The sequence below is a fragment of the Achromobacter sp. ACM04 genome (genome assembly GCF_014851465.1).
Taxonomy (GTDB): Bacteria; Pseudomonadota; Gammaproteobacteria; order Burkholderiales; family Burkholderiaceae_B; genus Achromobacter; species Achromobacter aegrifaciens.
In genome coordinates this window covers 695,883-715,710 of the sequence record NZ_JACUZS010000001.1, presented here as the reverse complement: position 1 = coordinate 715,710, position 19,828 = coordinate 695,883, and the positions used below count along the sequence as shown (strand labels likewise).

The window sequence follows — 19,828 nt, the reverse complement described above, 5'->3', positions numbered from 1 at the left end:
AAACCGCCGGACTTTTTGGAGCCAGCCCCGCGGACGGTCTGGATTCAGGCTGCCAGCGCCCGCGCGTACAGCGAAGCGACTGCGCAACTGTTGACGCGGGCCTGCATGGAATCGGAGCGGCTGGTCAGCAGCACAGGCACGCGCGTACCCAGCACCAGTCCGGCGGTACCTGCGCCGGCCAGCCAGGTCAGCTCTTTGTAGAGCATGTTGCCGGCCTCGATATCGGGCACCAGCAGGATGTCGGCATCGCCCGCCACGCGCGAGACGATGCCCTTCTGATCGGCTGCCTCGCGCGAGATGGCGTTGTCGAAGGCCAAGGGGCCGTCGATCTCGCCGCCGCGGATCTGCTGGCGGTCGGCCATCTTCGACAGGGCCGCCGCGTCCAGCGTGGCGGGCATGGAAGGATTGACGGATTCCGTAGCGCACAGCACCGCGAGCTTGGGGCGGTCCACGCCCAGCGCGCGCGCCAGGTCGATGGCGTTCTGCGCGATGTCGGCTTTCTCCTGCAATGTGGGCGCAATGTTGACGGCCGCGTCGGTCAGGATGAAAAGCTTGGGGTACGCCGCCACCGCCATCACGAAGGCGTGGCTGATGCGCCGATCGGTGCGCAGGCCGGCGTCGCGCGCCACCACGGCCGACATGAAGTGGTCCGTGTGCAGGCTGCCCTTCATCAGCATGCGCACCGCGCCGTCCCGGGCCAGCGCCGCCGCCGCGCGCGCGGCCTGGCACTCGTCATCCGGCGTGTCGACCACTTCCACTTCGTTGTCGCGCAGCCCCAGCTCCGCCATCAGGACGCGCAGCCTGGCGGCCGGGCCGACCAGCACCGGCTCGATGTAGCCGGCGTCGCGCGCCTGCACGGCCGCGCCCAGGCTGGTCGGGCACAGCGGATACGCTACCGCAGTGCGCAAGCGGCCGGCCGACAGCGCGGCATTGCGCAGCGGCTCGAACAAGCGATCGCTTTCCATTTCTGTCTGCTCCTGCCGCGGAGATTCGCGGCGCCTGGCGGAAGAAATCCGGCGCGGCCGCCGCCGCGCCGGACGCACGCTACGCGATCAGCGCTTGGCCGGATCGATCGACAGCGGCACCTCGCCCGGATGGAAAGGCTGGTTCACGTACTGCTTGTACTTGTCCAGGAAGCGTACCGGCTGCTTGAGCGCGTCGCGGCGGAACGGGTCGCCCAGTTCCTGGCTGACCATCATCTCCAGCACGGTGGTCTTGCCTTCGGACTGCGCCTTGCATGCGGCCTGCAAGGCGGCGCCCACCTGGTCGGCATGCTCCACCCTGATGCCTTCCGCGCCCATGGCCCGCGCCAACTCCGAAAAGTTCGGGTTCTTCAGGTTGCTGCCGACGAAGCGGCGGCCGTAGAAGTCCACCTGGTTCTTCTTTTCCGCGCCCCATTGGCCATTGTGGAACACCACGGCCGTCACCGGTATCTTCTCGCGCACGCAGGTCAGCAATTCCTGGAAGCTCATGCACCAGGCGCCATCGCCCACGTAGGCCACGGCGGGACGGTCGGGCCGGCCGAGCTTGGCGCCGATCAGCGCCGGCAAGGCGTAGCCGCAATTGCCGAAGCTCATGGCGGCCAGCATGGAGTTCGGCTCGTCGAAGCGCAGATAGCTGTTGGACACCGAGCAGATGTTGCCGATGTCGGTGGACACCATGACATGCTTGGGCATGGCGCGTTCCAGCTCGCGCAGCATGCGGCGCGGATGCATGCGGCCGCCGCCGTGCTCGATGATGTCCAGGCTCCAGTCGTCTCGTTCGTGCGACCAGCTGTCCAGTTCCTTTTCCCATTCGGCCTTCTGCGCCGCGATCTGTTCGGCGCGGCCACCTTTGGTGGCGGCGCAAGCGATCTCGCGTCCCCGCAATTTGCCCGCCAGCGCCGCAGCCGCCGGCTTGGCATCGCCGCAGATGCCCACCGACACCGGACGCACCAGGCCCAGCATGCGGTGGTCGGCGTCCACCTGGATGATGCGCGCGCCCTGCGGCCAGTAGTCCAGCCCGTGCTGCGGCAAGGTTCCGAAGGGTCCCAGGCGCGTGCCCAGCGCCAGCACCACGTCGGCCTGCGACAGCAGCTTCATGCCGGCCTTGGCGCCCTGGTACCCCAAGGGGCCGCACCACAGCGGGTGGCTGGCCGGGAATGCGTCGTTGTGCAGGTAGCTGGTGACCACCGGCGCGCCCAGCAGTTCGGCCAGAGCCACGCATTCCGCCTGCCCTTCCGAGAACAGCACGCCGCCACCCGCCACGATGACGGGGAACTTGGCCTGCGCCAGCATTTGCGCCGCCGCCTCCAGGTCCTCTTCCGAGCCCGGACCGCGGCGAATGCGGCGCGGTTCCGGAATGGCCACGTCGATCTCGCCGTAGAAATAGTCGCGCGGGATGTTCAACTGCGTCGGACCGCGCTCGGCCAGCGCATTGTCGAAGGCCTTGGCGGTGAATTCCGCCATGCGGTCGGGCCGGTTCACATGGGCCTGGTACTTGGTGATGCGCGAGAAGATCGGCAACTGCTCGGTTTCCTGGAAGCCGCCCAGCCCCATGCCCGCGGTGCCGGTCTCGGGCGTGATGGCCACGACCGGGCTATGCGCCCAGTACGCCGCTGCCACGCCGGTCACGAAATTGGTGATGCCGGGGCCGTTTTGCGCGATGCAGACGCCGTGGCGGCCGGTCACGCGCGAGTAGCCGTCGGCCATGTGCGCGGCGCCCTGCTCGTGCACCGTCGGCACGAAGCGGATGCCGGCCGCCGGGAACAGGTCCAGCGCGTCCATGAAGGCCGAGCCGACGATGCCGAATACGTCCTTGACGCCCTGCGCGACCAGCGTTTCCACAAACGCTTCGCTGGGGGTCATGTGTTGCTTGCTGCTCATGGTCTCTCTCCTGGCAGGCCGGCGGTGTCGGATTGCATCTGGGCCGGCATGATCCGATACTGCAGCAGAAACCTGCCCGTTCCCAGCCCACGGCGTTTCATTTTCTGCAAAATCCGTGCGACGATGCGCAGCAAGCCGCCGAATCTTCAATTATTGAAAGATGAAAGACGAATCCTCCGCAGCGCTGCGCGCGCTGACCCTGCTGGAACAGGTCGCCCGCTCGGGGCAGCCGGTATCGCTGGCCGCGCTGACGGACGCCACCGGCCTGCCCAAGCCCTCCGTGCTGCGCATCCTGTCGCGGCTGGTCGACGCCGGCATGCTGCTGCGCGAGCCCGCCGGCAAAAGTTACGTCAGCGGCCCGCGCCTGAGCGCGCTGGCACGTGAAACCCTGCTGAATTCGCCCTTGCGCGGCGAACGCCACCGCATCCTGGACAGCCTGGTCGACGAAATCGGCGAAACCTGCAACTGCACCATGCTGGACGGCGACGAGGTCATCTACCTGGACCGCGTCGAAACCGCCTGGCCGCTGCGGGTGAACCTGCAATCGGGCTCGCGCGTGCCGCTGCATTGCTCGGCCAGCGGCAAACTGTTCCTGGCCCACATGCGGCGCGAGGCGCGCCAGCGGCTGCTGGCCGCGGCGCCCTTGCCGCGCTACACGCCCAACACGCTGTGCGACGTGGCCTCGCTGGAACAGGAACTGCGCACCATCAAGAAGGAAGGCGCGAGCTTCGACCGCGAGGAATTCCTGCTGGGCATCGTCTGCATGGCGGTGCCCATTCTGCATGGCACGCGCGCCATCGCCGCGGTCGCCTTGCACGCACCGGTGGCCCGGCTGTCCATCGAAGGCGCGCGCGCCTGGTTGCCGCGCATGCAAGAGGCCGCCCGGGCGCTGGCCGGCACCTACGGGCCTGACGCCTAGCGGCCGGCGGCTCCCGCCCGCCCAGGGGCGCGTCTGGAACGCTATGTTCCGCCTTTGTTGCAAGGGCCATCGGCCGCAGGCATTACACTCTTGGGCGTACGCGCGCCTGCCTCATGACGCAGCCGCCCCTTCCTTTTGCCGCCAGGCCGATGCCGGGCAGAAAGCGACACTCTTCTATCGTGACCGACACTTCCTTTACCTCCCTGCCCCTGCTGCCCGCCCTGCTCGACAACCTGAAGAGCCTGGGCTTCGAGCAGATGACACCCATCCAGGCCCAGAGCCTGCCGCTGATCCTGGAAGGCCGCGACCTCATTGCGCAAGCCAAGACCGGCAGCGGCAAGACCGCGGCCTTCGGCCTGGGCGTGCTGCAGAAGCTCGATCCCGCGCGCTTGACCCCACAGGCACTGCTGGTCTGCCCCACGCGCGAACTGGCGGACCAGGTCGCACAGGAGTTGCGCCGGCTGGCCCGCCAGATCGCCAACGTCAAGATCCTGACCCTGTGCGGCGGCGCCGCCGCCCGTCCCCAAGCCGAATCGCTGGCGCGCGGCGCGCACCTGGTGGTGGGTACGCCCGGCCGGATCCAGGATCACCTGGAGCGCGGCAGCCTGGACCTGTCGGGCCTGAACACCCTGGTGCTGGACGAGGCCGACCGCATGGTCGACATGGGCTTTTATGACGATATCGTGGCCATCGCCTCGCATTGCCCGACCAAGCGCCAGACGCTGCTGTTCTCGGCAACATATCCCGACAACATCCGCAAGCTCAGCGCCCGCTTCCTGCGCAATCCCGCCGAGGTCAAGGTCGAGGCGCAGCATGACGCCAGCCGCATCGAGCAGATCTTCTACGAAATCGACGAAAAGGACCGGCTCGACGCAGTGACGCGCCTGCTGGCGCACTTCCGCCCCGAATCCACGCTGGCCTTCTGCAACACCAAGATCCGCAGCCACGACCTGGTGGAACGGCTGCAGGCCGAGGGCATCAGCGCCCAGGCCCTGAACGGCGACCTGGAACAGCGCGAGCGCGATGAAATCCTGATCCAGTTCGCCAACCGCAGCTGCGCCGTGCTGGTGGCCACCGACGTGGCGGCGCGCGGCCTGGACATCCAGAACCTGGGCGCCGTGATCAACGTCGACGTGACCAAGGACACCGAGGTCCACGTGCACCGCATCGGCCGCAGCGGCCGCGGCGAACAAAAGGGCCTGGCGCTGAGCTTGTGCTCGCCCGAGGAGATGCGCTGGGCCAACCTGATCGAGCAGTATCAGGGCGCGCCGCTGGTGTGGGGCGACATCAAGGCCTTGCGGCCCAAGGCGGATCGTCCCTTGCGCGCGCCCATGATCACGCTGTGCATCCAGGGCGGCAAGAAGGACAAGCTGCGCCCGGGCGACCTGCTGGGCGCGCTGACCGGCGACGGCGGCCTGACGTTCGAGCAGGTTGGCAAGATCAACATCACCGAATTCAACTCCTACGTGGCGCTGGACCGGCAGATCGCCAAGCAGGCGTTCTCGCGTCTGTCCAACAGCAATATCAAGGGCCGGCGCTTCCGCATGCGCTATCTGGAAGAGTTCTGAGTGTCGGCGGGCGACAAAAACTTGATGGTTTTGCTCGGGTTTTGCAATAATGGCGCGGCCTGCCCCGGCGGCCGCCCTGCCCGCGATCACCGGGGCGCGGAACCAAAGGCTCGCGCCCTGTTCCAACGGCCGCGGTCCCCTTTCAACCAATAGATGAGAAACTCACCATGATCAAATCCGACGACACTGGCAAGCTGATCCTGCGCCTGACCCTCGGTATTCTGATTCTGCTGCATGGCCTGTTCAAACTGACCGGCGGCGGCGTCGGCGGCATCAGCGGCATGCTGTCCTCGCACGGCCTGCCCGGCTTCCTCGCCTATGGCGCCTACGTCGGCGAAATCCTCGCCCCCGTGCTGCTCATCGTCGGCATCTACACCCGCCTGGGCGGTTTGCTGATCGCCATCAACATGGTCGTCGCCATCCTGCTGGCCCACTCCGGCCAGATCAGCAGCATGACCAACAACGGTGGCTGGGCGCTGGAACTGCAAGGCATGTTCCTGTTCACCGGCCTGGCCATCGCCTTCATGGGCGCGGGCCGCTTCAGCCTCGCCGGTAACGGCGGCCGCTGGAACTGACAGCCGTAACACGGCGCTACGCGCTATGAGGGGGTCGCCGAGGCGGCCCCTTTTCTTTTGCGCGGACATTGATACGAACGACATCGACGGTCACGCAGGCGCAAATATCCGTCACCGGAAAGCTGTTTCGGAACGATTACAGTGCAGAACCGTGGAGACCGGCCTGTGGCCTAATCCTGACGAGCGCAAAAAAGGCGTGAACCACGCCAGGCGCTCGGCAGGAGTCGCAAAATGAAGAAAAGTCTATTGCTGATGCTGGCCGTGACCAGCGCCTTGACCGGTTGCGTGGTCGTACCCGCCAGGCCCGCGCACTATCGTCCCGCGCCGGTCTACTACACGCCGCATTATTACTACCCGGCGTATCCAGCCCCCCATTACTACTATCGTGGCTATTGATCCGCGCGCCCGTTGCGCCAAGGAAAAACCATGAATACCTGTTCCCGGATCCTGCGCCCGCGCCCTTTGGCCGCGGCTGTCCTGATGGTTGCCTGTGCCAGCGTGGCGGCGCAGACCTATGAGCCGCCGCCGGCGCCCGCCGCGCCCGTCTATGACGACGGCGATCCCGCCAACGCCAACCTGGCACTGGTGGACCGCAGCCCCCAGCCGCCCCCGCCCTTACCCGTCTATGTCCAGCCGCCAGCGCCCGCCGACGGCTATATGTGGGTGCCGGGCTACTGGAGCCTGAACCGCTACGGGTTTTTCTGGGTACCCGGCGCATGGGTGCTCGCGCCCTATGCCGGCGCGCTCTGGACACCCGGTTATTGGGGCTTCAGCAATGGCATCTACCTCTGGACCCCCGGCTATTGGGGTCCACACGTGGGCTTCTATGGCGGAATCAACTACGGCTTTGGCTACAACGGCCTGGGCTATGTGGGCGGTTACTGGAAGCGCGACCGCTTCTACTACAACCGTTCCGTCACGAACGTGAACGTCACGCGCGTGACCAATGTCTATAACCACACCGTGGTCGTGAACAACGTGGACAACCGCCGCGTCAGCTACCACGGCGGCCCATCCGGCATCCGGCGCAACGCGGACCCGCGCGAACTTGCCGCGCGCAAGGACCGCCATTCTCCGCAGACCGACATACAGCGCGGCTACGCGCGCGACGCCGGCAATAACCGGGCTCAGTTCTACGACCACAACAAGGGCCGGCCGCCCCAGGCCTACGTGGACCATCAATCCAATGGCCGGCCGCATGAAGGCCAGCGTCCGGACAATGGACGCGACGGACGCGATCGCGGCCAGGACAACAACGGGCGCGATAACCGCGGCGGCGCTGACCGGAACAACGCGGACCACGGCGACATGCAACGCGGACGCGATATGTCTGCCGGGCAGACAGGCCGCCCCCAGCAGCCGCAGGGGCAACAGGCGCGAGAGCAACAGCAGCGCGATCAGCAGGCGCAGCAGCAACAGCAACGTGACCAACAGGCCCAGCAGCAGGAACGCCAGCAACAGCAACGCGACCAGCAGGCCCAGCAACAGGCGCGTCAGCAACAGCAACGTGACCAACAGGCCCAGCAGCAGGAACGCCAGCAGCAGCAACGCGACCAGCAGGCCCAGCAACAGGCGCGTCAGCAACAGCAGCGCGACCAGCAGGCCCAGCAGCAGGCGCGTCAACAACAGCAGCGCGACCAGCAGGCCCAGCAGCAGGCGCGTCAACAACAACAACAACGCGACCAGCAGGCCCAGCAGCAGGCGCGTCAACAACAGCAGCGCGACCAGCAGGCCCAGCAGCAGGCGCGTCAGCAACAGCAGCGCGACCAGCAGGCTCAGCAGCAGGCGCGTCAACAACAGCAGCGCGACCAACAGGCCCAGCAGCAGGCGCGTCAACAACAGCAGCGCGACCAACCGCGCGGAGACGGCAATGGCAACGGGAATGGCCGCGGCGGCTCCGGACGCGACTAGGACGGGCGACGCCGCCGCGCCGCTTACTGGACCCTCGCCTCCTGCACGGCTACAGTAGACCCGTTGCCGCGCGGCCCCTGAAATTCCTGGAGATTCCGATGAAGCGCATTGCCCCCTGGTTATTGCTTTGCAGTCTGCTGGCCGGTCCCTCGGCCCAGGCCGCGCTGGACGTGGGCGCGCCCGCCCCGGACTTCAGCACCCAGGCATCGCTGGGCGGCAAGGTCTACACGTTCTCGCTGAGCGAGGCGCTCAAGCAAGGTCCGGTGGTCTTGTATTTCTTCCCCGCCGCGTTCACCCAGGGCTGCACGATAGAGGCGCACAACTTCGCCGAAGCCACCGATGATTACAAGTCCCTGGGCGCTACCGTCATCGGTGTGTCGACCGACAATATCGACACCTTGAACAAGTTCTCGGTCAGCGAATGCCGCGGCAAGTTCGCGGTAGCGGCCGACGGCGATGGCAAGATCATGAAGGCCTACGACGCGGTCCACGACAAGCGTCCCGAGTACGCGCAGCGCATCTCCTACGTGATCTCGCCGCAAGGCAAGATCCTGTATGAATACACCGACATGAATCCGGACTCCCACGTGGCCAACACCATGCGCGCACTGCGCGACTGGAAGGCCAAGCAGTAGGCGGCGCTGGCGGGCATGCGCCGCTACTGTTCGGCCGCAAGTCCGTCCATGACGGCAGTCCCGCATGTATCCGCGCACATGCCTGCTCATTGCCATGGCCGCGGCGGGATCGTACTCGACGATATGAACTCCACGCGCACGGTCTTGCCCCCGTCCGCCGCGATTGCCCTCGCGGTAAGCACGGCGATACCTGGAGCGCCTGGCGCGCGCAGTTCCATCGTGGCAACGCCATTGCTATCCGTACTGCTGGTTGCCGAGGCCAGCGTGCCGAGGTTGGTCCGCCAGTTGACCGTGACGCCCGCGACCTCCAGATTGCCGTTGGCATCCTTCACGGTCGCCTTAAGGATCAGCTTTTCCTGACCGTCAGCCCGGGCAGAGGTCTTGCTGCTGGCCAGGGAAGCGACGCGGGCGGTTATCGGATCAGCGGTCAATGCCACGCGGAAGGCACGGCCCGAATCGTCTGCGCCCGTCTTGGCAGTCACCGTGGCCTGCCCCGCGAGCTTTCCCGCCGTCAGCACAACCGTGGCCTCGCCCTTGGCGTTGGTCCTGGAGGATGACGCCTCCAGCGTGCCAAGATCGGTGCTCCAGTTGACCACGTGGCCTGCGCCTCCTGAATTGCCGTTGCCGTCCAGCACTACCGCCGTGAAGATCACGGTATCGCGGGCATTGGCCACGATGCTGGTCTTGCTGGCCGAAGCGCTGCCGACGCGGGTGCGGGGCGTGGCGGCCGCAAAGGTCACGCTGGCTGTCCGGCCCGCATCCCGCCCAGGGGCCATGGCGGAGACATTCACGCTGCCGGCAACCTTCGGCGCGGTCAATACCATTGTGGCCTTGCCGGTCTCATCGGTGCTGCTGGCAGTTGCGGCCAGCCTGCCGCCGGAAGTGGTCCAATTGACGGGAATGTCGAGCGGCCTCGGCGTGCCGTTGACGTCCCACCTCATCATCGCATTGCCGTGTGCGTCCTGTACCGTGGCCGTAAATCTCACCGTATCTGCGCCATCGGCGACGCCATTGGTCTTGTTTTGCGTAAGCACGACCACGCGGGCGGTGGCGGGATCGGCCACGAAGGGACCCACGCGCAAGATCTTGCCCGGATCCGCCGCCCCTGCCTTGGCCGTGGCGACAACTTCACCGGCGGTGGTCGACACCAGCTTGACAAGAGCCTCGCCAGTGACGTCGCTAACGCTTGTCGCGCTAGCAAGGCTGCCCAGGCTGGTGGTCCAGTCGACCGTCGCCCCGGCCACGCGATTGCCCATGGCGTCTTTCACGTGGGCCCTGAGGATAATGGCGTCTACGCCATTGGCCCGTACCGGCGAGCTATTGCTACTGAACGCCCAACTAACCACTCGGGCGCTGGAAGCGTCGGCCGTAAAGGCTATCGTGGCAGTCTGGCCCGCGTCGCCGCCCGCGGCCCGGGCGTTGACGGTCGACGTGCCCACCGCAGTCGGCGCGGTCAATACAGCCGAGGCCTGGCTGTTGGCGTCGGTCTTGCTGACCGTTGCAGCCAGCGTGCCCAGACTGGCGCCCCAGTTGACCGGGACGCCCGCGCCCACCGGATTGCCCTTGGCGTCCGCAACCGTGGCCGTGAAGGTCACGGTATCCGTGCCATCGGCCAAGCCGCTCGTCTTGCTCGCCGCGACTGTCGCCACACGGGCGGTCGACGCGTCGGCCATGAAGGTGATAGACACCACCTGCCCCGCATCGCCGCCCGCAGCCTTGGCGGTAACCGTCGCGACGCCCGTGGAAGTCGGCGCGATCAGGACGGCCGAGGTTTCGCTCTTGCTATCGGTCGTGGTGGCCGCGGGGAGCTGGCCCAGACTTGTACTCCAGTTGACGGTAACACCTGCGCCCACCCGATTGCCTTGCTTGTCGACGACGACGGCCCGGAGGGTCACGGTATCGGCGCCGTTAGCCACCGCGTCGGTCTTGCTCGCGGCCAGCTCGATGACGTGGGCGCTGGAGGCGTCAGCGATGAAATCGACGGCGGCGGTCTTGCCGGGATCTCCGCCGGCGCTCTTCGCCTGGCGGGCCGGCGCGCACTTGGCGGTAACAGTCGCCGCTCCGGTCGCGGTAGGCGCGGTCAGGACGACGGTGGCCTGGCTGCTGGCATTGGTGATACTGGAAGCGCCTATCGAGCCCCGATCGGCGCTCCAGTTGACGACGATGCCCGCCCCCAACGGATTGCCTCTGCCATCATCGATCGTGGCCGTGAGTGTGACGGTGTCAGTGCCGTTGGCCAGGCCGGTGGTCTTGCTTGGGCTTAGCGCGGCCACGCGGGCCCTCAGTTCGTCTGCCGCGAAGACGGCTGACGCGGTCTTGCCGGCATCGCCATCCGCCGCCCGGGCCGTGACGGTTGCCGTGCCGGGAACGATCGGCGCGATCAGCAAGGCGGAAGCCTGGCCGCTGGCGTTGGTGACGCTGGTAGCGGCGAGCGTCCCAAGACTGGCGCTCCAGTTGACGGTGACGCCCGCCCCCACCGGATTGCCGCGGCCGTCTTCAACCATGGCGGTGAAAACCACGGCATCCGCGCCATTGGCCGTGCCCCTGGCCTGGCTGGGCGTGAGCTGGACGACGCGCGCGTTAGCGACATCCGCGACGAACGCGACCGCGGCGGTCTTGCCCGGGTCGCCGCTTGCGGCCCTGGCGGTGACGGTCGCCGCGCCAGCCGCGGTCGGCGCGGTCAGTACGACCGTGGCCTGGCTGCTCGCGTCCGTGTTGCTGGAAGCGGCGCCCAGCGTGCCCAGGCTGGCGCCCCAGTTGACGGCGACGCCCGCTCCCACCGGATTGCCTCGGCCATCCGCGACGGTGGCGGTGAAGGTCACCGTGTCCAGGCCATCGGCCAGGGCGGTGGTCTTGCTTGGCGTGAGCCGCAGCACCTGGGCATCGGATGCATCGAGCAGGAATGCGACGGATCCCGTCTTGCCCGGATCCTCGGCTCCGGCCCTGGCGGTGATGGCCGCAAGGCCTGGAACAGTGGCGGACAGCAGTTCCGCCACGGCAATGCCGCTCGCGTCGGTATTGCTGCTGTTACTGGAAAGCCGCCCGCCGGTGGCGGTCCAGTTCACCGCGACGCCCGCGCCCACTGCGTTGCCCTTGCCGTCCTTGACTGTCGCCTTCAATACAGTCTTGTCCCTGCCGTTTGCAAGAATGGACGCGGGCTGCGCAACGAGCAGCGCCACGCTGGCCGTGCCCGGCGCTTCGAGGAACTCTGCCTCGCTCCTGCCCTTGAACCCTTGCGCCTCCATTGCCTCGACCCCGATCGTGCCCGAGACAGTGCTGCTGACCAGGGCGTACGCCACGCCATCGGCATCGGTGCGGTCCGAAGACTCCCGGATCGTGCCGGCCCCCTGCAGGACCCATGTGACGGTGCGCCCCCCCATGGGTTCGGCCTGGACGCCGCGAACCTGGGCCGTGAATCTGACGTTGTCCACGCCGTCCGCCATGGCGGCGGCCTTGGAACGCGCGACGCTGACGCTGAGCGGGTTGACGCTCACGGTCATGACGTTGGACCTGATCTTGCGGCCGTGCACATCCGTAGCGGACGCCATCAGCTGATAGCTGTTGATGCCGCCGCTGCGGTAATCGGGCAGCATCAGCGATGCGGACGCGCCGCCGCTGTATGGCATCGCAAACGGCGCCGCGGAACCGGACCATTCGATCCGGGGCGCGGCATCCGCGCCCGTCAGCGTTACCGGAAAGCTGAGGGCCGTCCGAGGATATCCGGAAGCAGCCGCCGGCAGCTGTATCGTCATGGGATCGTTCTTCTTGTATTCCAGGACGATTTCGTTGTTGCGTTCGACCAGATCCATGCGCATGCCGGCCAGCTTGCGGCTGCGCGCGACTTCACCCGGCTGCAACTGCTTGGCCAAAGGCACGCCAAGCGCGTACTTCAGGCCCAGCTTGAAGCTGGTGTCGGACTGCCCGCCCTGCCCCATGCGATGGTCCAGGCCCAGCGTGACCAGCGGCGCCGGCGTATAGGAAACGCCCAGGGTCCAGGCGCTGGGATTTCTTTGCCGGTTGCTGGCGCCGAACAGCCCGACCTCGTCGCCGTAGTACTTCTCGAACATCAGCTTGCCGCCCAGCTGCGGATACTGCGGCAGATAGCCTTCGGTCCGGATGTCCCAGCCGCTGGCCGGGCGTTCCTGATAGTCCCGCGCATCGGGCGAACGCTTCCAGTCGCTCAGCCGGAAATAGCCGTTCATGCTGAGCTTCAGATAATCCGCCCACCATTCGCCGCCCAGACCCAGGCGCCGATGGCCGCGCGACACGTCCTGGTCCAGGAATGCGTTGACGCCAGCCATGTAGCCATCGCCGAAATGGCGGTAGCCCAGCCCGAGGTTGACCGTGGTCCGATATGACTCTTGCAGCAGATTGGTCCGGCGCGCGCCGAATTGGGAAAAAATCAGACTCGTCCCGGAATCGCGCAGCGGGAACAACATATCCAGAGCGCCGCCATGGAAGCTGCCCAGCAGGTCCAGCCTGGCCGTGCCGAACTGGCGCAGCCAGCTTTCCGCCGCTTGCTGGGCTGCACCGATGGCCTTGCCGCTGGCCGTCGACCTGGCGTCCGCGCTCGCCATTTGGTTGGGATTGGCGGGCAAGGGGCGTCCCTCCAGATCGGGCGCGGGATCCATGCCGCCGGGGATAGGCGCGCTGGCCGCGGCCGCGCTTGGATCCATCGCCCGCGCCCGGTCCTGAGCGGCAATGCTGGCGGATGCGGCGCGGCCTTCGGCGTCGGGGAGCGGCTTGCGGTGTTCGCCGGCTAGCGGCGCGGCGCAGCCCTGGAACAGGAGCAAACTGGAAAGCGCCACGCACAGCGCCTTTCTGACTTGGCGCGCAGCCGCTATGCACCAAGCGTGTGCCTTGGATGGCTTCAGCATCGTCATGACCTTGTCTGAAAGGAATCCCGCGGGCGGGAGATGCGCCGGCCAGGCAAAGTCGCCAAGCTACTGAACTGCGGCGTCGGCGGATCCGTTCTGAGCCACATCCAGGACGAAGTCCTGCGCGCACTCCCAGCGACTACACCCGGGGATTCTGGTTGTTACTTAACAATGACAAAATATGACGACATGCTATTTATATGACTGTTGATATCAATATGTAATTTATTGATTCCATAACAGAAAACCCGATAGCTGCGCATGGCGGTATCGGGCGGGCTTGCGTGGGAAGAGATGGAAGCGCCTCAGCCATGGCTGGACGCAAGAAGTGCAGGCAGAGCGCCGGCCACAGGCTCCGGGGCCGTGCTGAGGCGCTTACATGAAAATCAGACAGAACCGCAGATGAAACCGCGGCCCTTGCTTGGAGACGCGCTGCTTCCAGCCAGACGCCGGCGGCGCGCAGGCTTGAGCGGGTGTTTCTAGTTGAATGGCCAGACCGGCGGATGCGTGCCGGGCGGGCTGGACGGACGCGTCCAGCGGGCCGGCGTATCGGAGAACTGAGCGGCGTGGCGCAGAGCCACCAGTTCGCCAAAGCCGGAGGGCTCGGTTTCCAGCAGGCCCTCGAAACCCGGCATCGGACAGGCCAGGCCGCCCTCGACACGGCCCAGGCCGCGCAGCCAATGCGCGGTCTGCGCCAGCGACACGCGCACATGCCAGCTGCCGCCTTCGGTCATTTGGCGCGCCAGCGCGGCTTGCGCGCCAAACGCCATCAGGTAGCCCGAGGCATGGTCCAGGATCTGCATGGGCATGGGCTTGGGCGTGTCCTGGCCCGCGGCCTGCGCCTCGGCGTGGTTGAAGCCCGTAGCGGTCTGCACCAGGGAATCGAAGCCGCGGCGGCCGGCCCAGGGACCTTTGTCGCCATAGGCGGTCAAGGACACGTAGACAATGCCCGGACGGATGCGCGCCGCGTCCTGCGGGCCGAAGCCCAGCGCGGCCAGGCCGCCGGGGCGGTAGCCCTGCACGAACACGTGCGCGCTGCGCAGCAGGTTGCCCAGCGCGATGCGGCCGTCGGCCGTATCCAGATCGGCCAGCACCGACAGCTTGCCGCGGCTGGTATCGATGATGTTGTCGATGTTGGGCAGATGCGGGGAATTGAGCAGCATCACATCGGCGCCGTACGCCGCCAGCGCCCGTCCGCAGACCGGGCCAGCGATGATGCGGGTCAGGTCCAGCACGCGGATGTCCTTGAGCGGCCGGGCGCCATTGCCGTACTTGGGCAAGGGACGCGGATCGGCTTCGCCGATGCGCTCGATGGTCAGCAGGGGCTGCGCGGCCACCGCCAGGGCTTGGGGGTGGCGGTCCCATTCGTCGAAGCTGCGCATGGCGGCCACGGGCAGGCCCGCGTCGGCGGCCACCTGTTCGAAGTCCAGGGCCTTCCAGCGGCTCAAGGCGCGCTCGACCATCGCGCGGGTAGTGTCTTCGCCGGCCGGACAGCCCAGCAGCGCCAGCGCGCCATCGCGGTGATGAGCGAAATTGGCATGGATTCGGACCCAGCCGCCGTCGCCGCAGCGGTACAGCCCGGTGATGGGGTCCCAGGGATTGGGCGTGATGCCGTTGATGGTGTAGTGGCTGCGGCATTCCTGCGCGGCGTGCAGCATGTCGACGCCGACCTGCTGCCTGGCGCCGCCGCGCAGATTCCAGATCTCCGCGGCGGCCAGCGCGGCCGCGGCCATGCTGGTCTGCGCCGCCATGCCGACAGCGAAGGACGATGGGAGTACCGGATCGGCGCCAGTCAACACCACATGGTCCAGCGATTCGCCGGGCAGATCCACCGAGCGCCAGAGTTTTTGCAAGACGTCGCGGGACGCGTTGCCTGCGGGTGTGCGGCCCCTCAGAAAAGACGGGCGTAGGTCCATCAGATTTCCCATAGCGTTCATCTTGCTCTAGTCGTTTATTTGAATTACAGGGCGGGGACCAGGCGGCGTCAATATCCGCGGCGCGCCAGCGTGTTTCATGGTTTGACCGCAAAGCGGCGCAATCCGGCCGCGCCGGGCGCTTTCCCCCGCGAGGCCCGCGGCGCCAGCCGGCGCAAGCCAGGACACATCTACTCGTAGTTTTTACATCGTCTTCCAAGGCCGGTCTGCCGGCGCGTCCGCGCGGCGGGCGCAATATAGAATGCCAGCCTCGCCGCCCCTGCCCTGGACCACCCATGAACACGCTGCTTTGGCTGCGCACCGACCTGCGCGCGCATGACAACCCTGCCCTGGCCGCGGCCGCCGAAGCCGGCACGGTCACCGCCCTGTTCCTGGCCGCGCCCGGCCAATGGCGGCAGCACGGCGACGCGCCGGCCAAGGTGGATTTCTGGCTGCGCAATCTGCGCGAACTGTCTCGCGAACTCGGCCGCCTGGGCATTCCGTTGCGGCTGCTGACGGTGCATGACTGGAGCGAGGCGCCGGACGCGCTGGCCGCTTTCTGCCGCGACCACGCCATCGGCCAGGTCCACGCCAACGCCGAATGGGCCGTCAACGAACGCCGCCGCGATGCCGCGGTCGCCGCCAGCCTGCGAGCCCTGGGCGTGGACTGGACCCTGCATCATGGCGCTTCGCTGCTGCGGCCCGGCACGGTGCTGACCGGCAAGGGCGAGTGCTACCGCGTCTATACCCCATACGCGCGGGCCTGCCGCGAACGGCTGCGCACGGCGCCGCTGCGCGCCCTGCCCGCCCCGCGCGCGCAGACCCCGCCGCCCTGGCCGGCGGATCCGCTGCCCGCGGCCTTCGAGGGTTTCGATGCGCCCGCCGAGCCTGTGCGCGCGCTCTGGCCCGCTGGCGAGGACGCGGCCAGCGAACGCCTCGAAGCCTTTGCCGACGGCGTCATCGACGCCTACCAGGAAGAACGCGATTTTCCCTCGCTGCCCGCCACCAGCTGCCTGTCGCCCTATCTGGCGGCGGGGGTGCTGTCGCCGGGCCAGGCCTTGCGCGCGGCGCAGGCCGCAAACCACGGGGAAATAGAGGGCGGGAAGCGCGGCGCCGCCACCTGGATCAACGAATTGCTGTGGCGCGAGTTCTATCAGCATCTATTGGCCGCCTACCCGGCGCTGTCCATGCACCAGCCCATGAAGCCGGAGACCGCCGCGGTGCCGTGGCGCGACGCGCCTGAGGACCTGCATGCCTGGCAGCAGGGCCAGACCGGCATTCCCATCGTCGACGCGGCCATGCGGCAGTTGCTGGCGCTGGGCTGGATGCACAACCGCCTGCGCATGGTGACGGCCATGTTCCTGTCCAAGAACCTGCTGATCGATTGGCGGCTGGGCGAAGCCTGGTTCATGGCGCAGCTGGTGGACGGCGATCTCGCCGCCAACAACGGCGGCTGGCAATGGAGCGCGTCCACGGGCGCGGACGCCGTGCCCTACTTCCGCATCTTCAATCCGCTGTCGCAGTCGCGCAAGTTCGATCCGGACGGCGTGTTCCTGCGCGAATGGCTGCCGGAACTGGCGCATCTGGACGGCCGCGCCATCCATGATCCCAGCCCGATGGAGCGCGCCGCCGCCGGCTATCCGCTGCCCATTGTCGACCTGGCCCAGAGCCGGTTGCGCGCGCTGGAGGCGTTCAGCGGGCTGCCGCCGGCCTGAGACGCTGGCCGCGGGCGGGAACGACGTCGGCCCCGCTTGACCTAGGTCAACGCCGCTTCCGTCCGCGTCCCGGATGATCGGTCTACGACATTCCGCCAACGCCGATCGCAGGACGACACAGCCATGCGCGACCATCCGCAGGTCCACGACCAGGAATACACGCTGCACGACGAGCAGTGCCTCATCACCCGCACCGACGCGCGCGGCCGCATCATCTACGCCAATCCGGCGTTCCTGGAGGTCAGCGGCTACACGCAGGCGGATCTGATGGGCAAGGGCCATGACACCATGCGCCATCCCGACATGCCGTTGGCCGCCTACGACGACTTGTGGCGCACGATACAGCGGGGCCAGTCATGGACGGGCGTGATCAAGAACCGGCGCAAGCATGGCGGCCACTATTGGTCGCTGGCCAGCATCACCCCGGTGGTGGAGCGCGGCGTCACCGTCTGCTATGCCTGCGTGCGCGTCAAACCAACGCGCGCCCAGATCGACACCGCGGACAGCGCCTACCGGCGCCTGCGCACCGGCATTACCGGCGGCTTGCGGTTGCGCGCGGGGCGGATCCTGCCGGGAGGCCCGCTGGCGCGTCTGCGCGACTGGCGGGCGTCGGGCATACGCGCGCGCATGCTGGCCTGGGCGGGACTTTCGTCCGCGCTGTTCCTGGCCGCCGGCGGCTTCGCGCTGCATGGCATGGCGGCCAACCTGAATATCGAGCAACTGGCCTTGGCCACGGCAGTGCTGGCCGCTGGCGTCTGCCTGATCTTCGCATCGGGTTGGGCCTATGGCCGCTCCCTGTCCGGCCTGTTGGCCACGGCCACCAACTTCACGCGGCAGATCGCGGCCGGCAATCTGGGCACGCCGCTGGCGCCGGGCAATCCGGACGATGAGATCGGCGCATTAAGATTTTCGCTGGAGGCCACGCGCAGGAATCTGGTCGGCCTGGCCCGCGACGTGCACACCGGCATAGCGGATGCGCCTGGGACGGTTGCGCAGCGGGCCGAAACCGAGGAGCTGCGCCACGCCATCGAGGTATTCCGGCTCACGCGTGCCCAGCCGCAGCCTCCTTGTCCAAGCGCTTGATGAACACCTGCAACTCCTTCACCACCTGCTGATCGCCGCGCGCCTGCGCGGCCTGCAGGCCCGATTCCCAGGCGGCGCGCGCGCCGCTCTTGTCGCCCTGTCCCAGGCAAGCCTTGCCCAGCCATTTCCAGGCCACCGAATAGGCGGGATCGAACGCCAGCGCCGCGCGCAGATGGGGCTCGGCATCGGCGAAGCAATCCTGCTCCGCGTAGGCCTTTCCCAGCGAAAAACGCAGCAGCATGTTGTCCGTGCCCTTGGCCAGCATCGCCTCCAGGCGTTCAATCATTCCTTCCATTGCCGATTTCTCCTACAGCGCGCGCATTTGGATCTGATGGACATGATAGGACGGCTGTGGCGAAACCCGCCCAATGGCCCCGCGCCGCGCAAGCCCTTGGCGACGTCGCGGCCGGTCCGGAACAAAGGCCCGCGCCGCGTCAATTTAAGGGTATACCCTTATTCAGAATAGGGCTTTCCCCCGACGCTTGCGCGGCGCTGCCCTAGAATTCCGCCCTTGCCTTCTCTTTGCGCCGGCGCCTTCCTTTCGTCCCGGCCCTGTCCCATGCCCCTGCACCTTATCGCGCTGGCCGCCGCCGCTTTCGGCATCGGCACCAGCGAGTTCGTCATCATGGGCCTGCTGCCCAACGTCGCCGCCGACCTGCAAGTCAGCATTGACGTCGCAGGCCTGCTGATCACCGGTTACGCCATGGGCGTGGTGATCGGTGCGCCCATCATGGCCATCCTCACCGCCAGGCTGCCGCGCAAGGCCACGCTGATCGGCCTGGCCAGCACCTTCGTGGTGGGCAACCTGCTGTGCGCGCTGGCGCCGAACTACGCGCTGCTGATGGCGGCGCGCGTGTTCACCGCCTTCTGCCATGGCGCTTTCTTCGGCCTGGGAGCCGTGGTGGCCGCGGACCTGGTGCCGCGCAACCAGCGCGCCAGCGCCATTGCGCTGATGTTCACCGGCCTGACGCTGGCCAACGTGCTGGGCGTGCCGCTGGGCACGGCGCTGGGCCAGGTGGCCGGATGGCGCTCGACTTTCTGGGTGGTCAGCGGCATCGGTTTGCTGGCCGTGGCCGCGCTGGCCGTCTGGCTGCCGGCCCGCATCCCCATGCAGCCCGGCAACATCCTGCGCGAATTCAAGGTGCTGCGCGACGTGCGCGTGGTCTGGCCGCTGGCCGCCAGCGTGCTGGCCTCCGCGGCGCTGTTCTGTGTGCTGACGTACATCGCGCCGCTCTTGCGCGAAGTGACCGGCGTGTCCGAACGCGGCGTCACCGGCGTGCTGCTGCTCTTCGGCGTGGCGCTGACCGTGGGCAGCACCCTGGGCGGCAAGCTGGGCGACCGCAACCTGGAAGTGTCGCTGCGCCGCATTTTCATCGGCCTGCTGCTGGTCTTCCTGGCGCTCAGCCAGGCCATCCACGCGCTGGCGCCCATGCTGGTCATGACCTTCATCTGGGGCGTGCTGGGCTTTGCCGTCGTGCCTTTGCTGCAGACGCTGATCGTGGACCAGGCGGCCGACGCGCCCAACCTGGCGTCGACCCTCAATCAGGGCGCCTTCAACCTGGGCAATGCGGGCGGCGCCTGGCTGGGCAGCGTGGCCCTGGGCCACGGCCTGCCGCTGACGGACCTGCCCTGGATGTCGGCCGGCATCACCGCCGCCGTCCTGCTGCTGACCTTGTGGGGTACGCGCTACTACGGCCGCGATGCCGGGGCTACACTCGCTGGACAACAAGCCGGCGCGCTGACGCCCTCGCGTTCGGACGCCTAAGGA

The 19,828-nt window shown here is 67.4% G+C and carries 14 protein-coding genes; 9 read left to right on the top strand and 5 right to left on the bottom strand.

Annotated features, from left to right (window positions below; genetic code table 11):
• Window positions 1-44: 44 nt before the first annotated feature.
• Together IB259_RS03460 and xsc are read right to left on the bottom strand one after the other, a co-directional pair.
• Window positions 45-1,013: a bifunctional enoyl-CoA hydratase/phosphate acetyltransferase gene (locus IB259_RS03460; protein ID WP_370528697.1), complete on the bottom strand. Its 969-nt coding sequence runs from the start codon at window positions 1,011-1,013 to the stop codon at window positions 45-47.
• A gap of 39 nt (window positions 1,014-1,052) precedes the next feature.
• Entirely contained in the window at window positions 1,053-2,864 is a 1,812-nt protein-coding gene (gene xsc / locus IB259_RS03455) for a sulfoacetaldehyde acetyltransferase (protein WP_054456784.1), read from the bottom strand.
• A gap of 160 nt (window positions 2,865-3,024) precedes the next feature.
• On the opposite strand from xsc, the gene IB259_RS03450 reads away from it, so the two are divergent.
• From IB259_RS03450 to IB259_RS03425, 6 genes are all read left to right on the top strand, one after another.
• Window positions 3,025-3,783, top strand: a complete 759-nt coding sequence (locus IB259_RS03450; RefSeq protein WP_192327518.1) for an IclR family transcriptional regulator — start codon at window positions 3,025-3,027, stop codon at window positions 3,781-3,783.
• Between the two features lie 179 nt (window positions 3,784-3,962).
• The gene (gene dbpA / locus IB259_RS03445; protein ID WP_119451102.1) at window positions 3,963-5,351 is read left to right on the top strand and encodes an ATP-dependent RNA helicase DbpA; all 1,389 of its coding nucleotides are present in this window, start codon (window positions 3,963-3,965) and stop codon (window positions 5,349-5,351) included.
• A 167-nt stretch (window positions 5,352-5,518) separates the two neighbouring features.
• Entirely contained in the window at window positions 5,519-5,926 is a 408-nt protein-coding gene (locus IB259_RS03440; RefSeq protein WP_054456781.1) for a DoxX family protein, read from the top strand.
• A 231-nt stretch (window positions 5,927-6,157) separates the two neighbouring features.
• Window positions 6,158-6,322 carry a hypothetical protein gene (locus IB259_RS03435; protein WP_175180823.1) on the top strand — a complete coding sequence of 55 codons (165 nt, stop codon included), beginning with the start codon at window positions 6,158-6,160 and terminating at the stop codon, window positions 6,320-6,322.
• Window positions 6,323-6,352: 30 nt separating this feature from the next.
• On the top strand, window positions 6,353-7,837 hold the full coding sequence (locus tag IB259_RS03430; protein ID WP_192327515.1) for an adenylate cyclase: 1,485 nt from the start codon (window positions 6,353-6,355) through the stop codon (window positions 7,835-7,837).
• Window positions 7,838-7,935: 98 nt separating this feature from the next.
• Entirely contained in the window at window positions 7,936-8,472 is a 537-nt protein-coding gene (locus IB259_RS03425; RefSeq protein ID WP_192327512.1) for a peroxiredoxin, read from the top strand.
• Between the two features lie 86 nt (window positions 8,473-8,558).
• Here IB259_RS03425 and IB259_RS03420 read toward each other — a convergent pair whose 3' ends face one another.
• Together IB259_RS03420 and IB259_RS03415 are read right to left on the bottom strand one after the other, a co-directional pair.
• Window positions 8,559-13,280 (bottom strand): Ig-like domain-containing protein, encoded by a 4,722-nt coding sequence (locus IB259_RS03420; protein ID WP_192327510.1) that lies wholly within the window; start codon window positions 13,278-13,280, stop codon window positions 8,559-8,561.
• Window positions 13,281-13,828: 548 nt separating this feature from the next.
• Entirely contained in the window at window positions 13,829-15,277 is a 1,449-nt protein-coding gene (locus IB259_RS03415; protein WP_119451098.1) for a CoA transferase, read from the bottom strand.
• A 281-nt stretch (window positions 15,278-15,558) separates the two neighbouring features.
• Between IB259_RS03415 and phrB the strand changes: the two genes are divergently transcribed.
• Entirely contained in the window at window positions 15,559-16,977 is a 1,419-nt protein-coding gene (gene phrB, locus IB259_RS03410; RefSeq protein ID WP_054456777.1) for a deoxyribodipyrimidine photo-lyase, read from the top strand.
• A 123-nt stretch (window positions 16,978-17,100) separates the two neighbouring features.
• On the top strand, window positions 17,101-18,060 hold the full coding sequence (locus IB259_RS03405; RefSeq protein WP_192327507.1) for a PAS domain-containing protein: 960 nt from the start codon (window positions 17,101-17,103) through the stop codon (window positions 18,058-18,060).
• On the opposite strand, the gene IB259_RS03400 is transcribed toward IB259_RS03405, so the two are convergent.
• Window positions 18,020-18,355, bottom strand: coding sequence for a tetratricopeptide repeat protein (locus IB259_RS03400; RefSeq protein ID WP_082401201.1), 336 nt, complete (start codon window positions 18,353-18,355; stop codon window positions 18,020-18,022). The two genes, IB259_RS03405 and IB259_RS03400, sit on opposite strands and share 41 nt — an antisense overlap.
• A gap of 264 nt (window positions 18,356-18,619) precedes the next feature.
• Here IB259_RS03400 and IB259_RS03395 point away from each other — a divergent pair, with 264 nt between their 5' ends.
• Window positions 18,620-19,825 carry an MFS transporter gene (locus tag IB259_RS03395; protein ID WP_192327504.1) on the top strand — a complete coding sequence of 402 codons (1,206 nt, stop codon included), beginning with the start codon at window positions 18,620-18,622 and terminating at the stop codon, window positions 19,823-19,825.
• The last annotated feature ends 3 nt before the right edge of the window (window positions 19,826-19,828 follow it).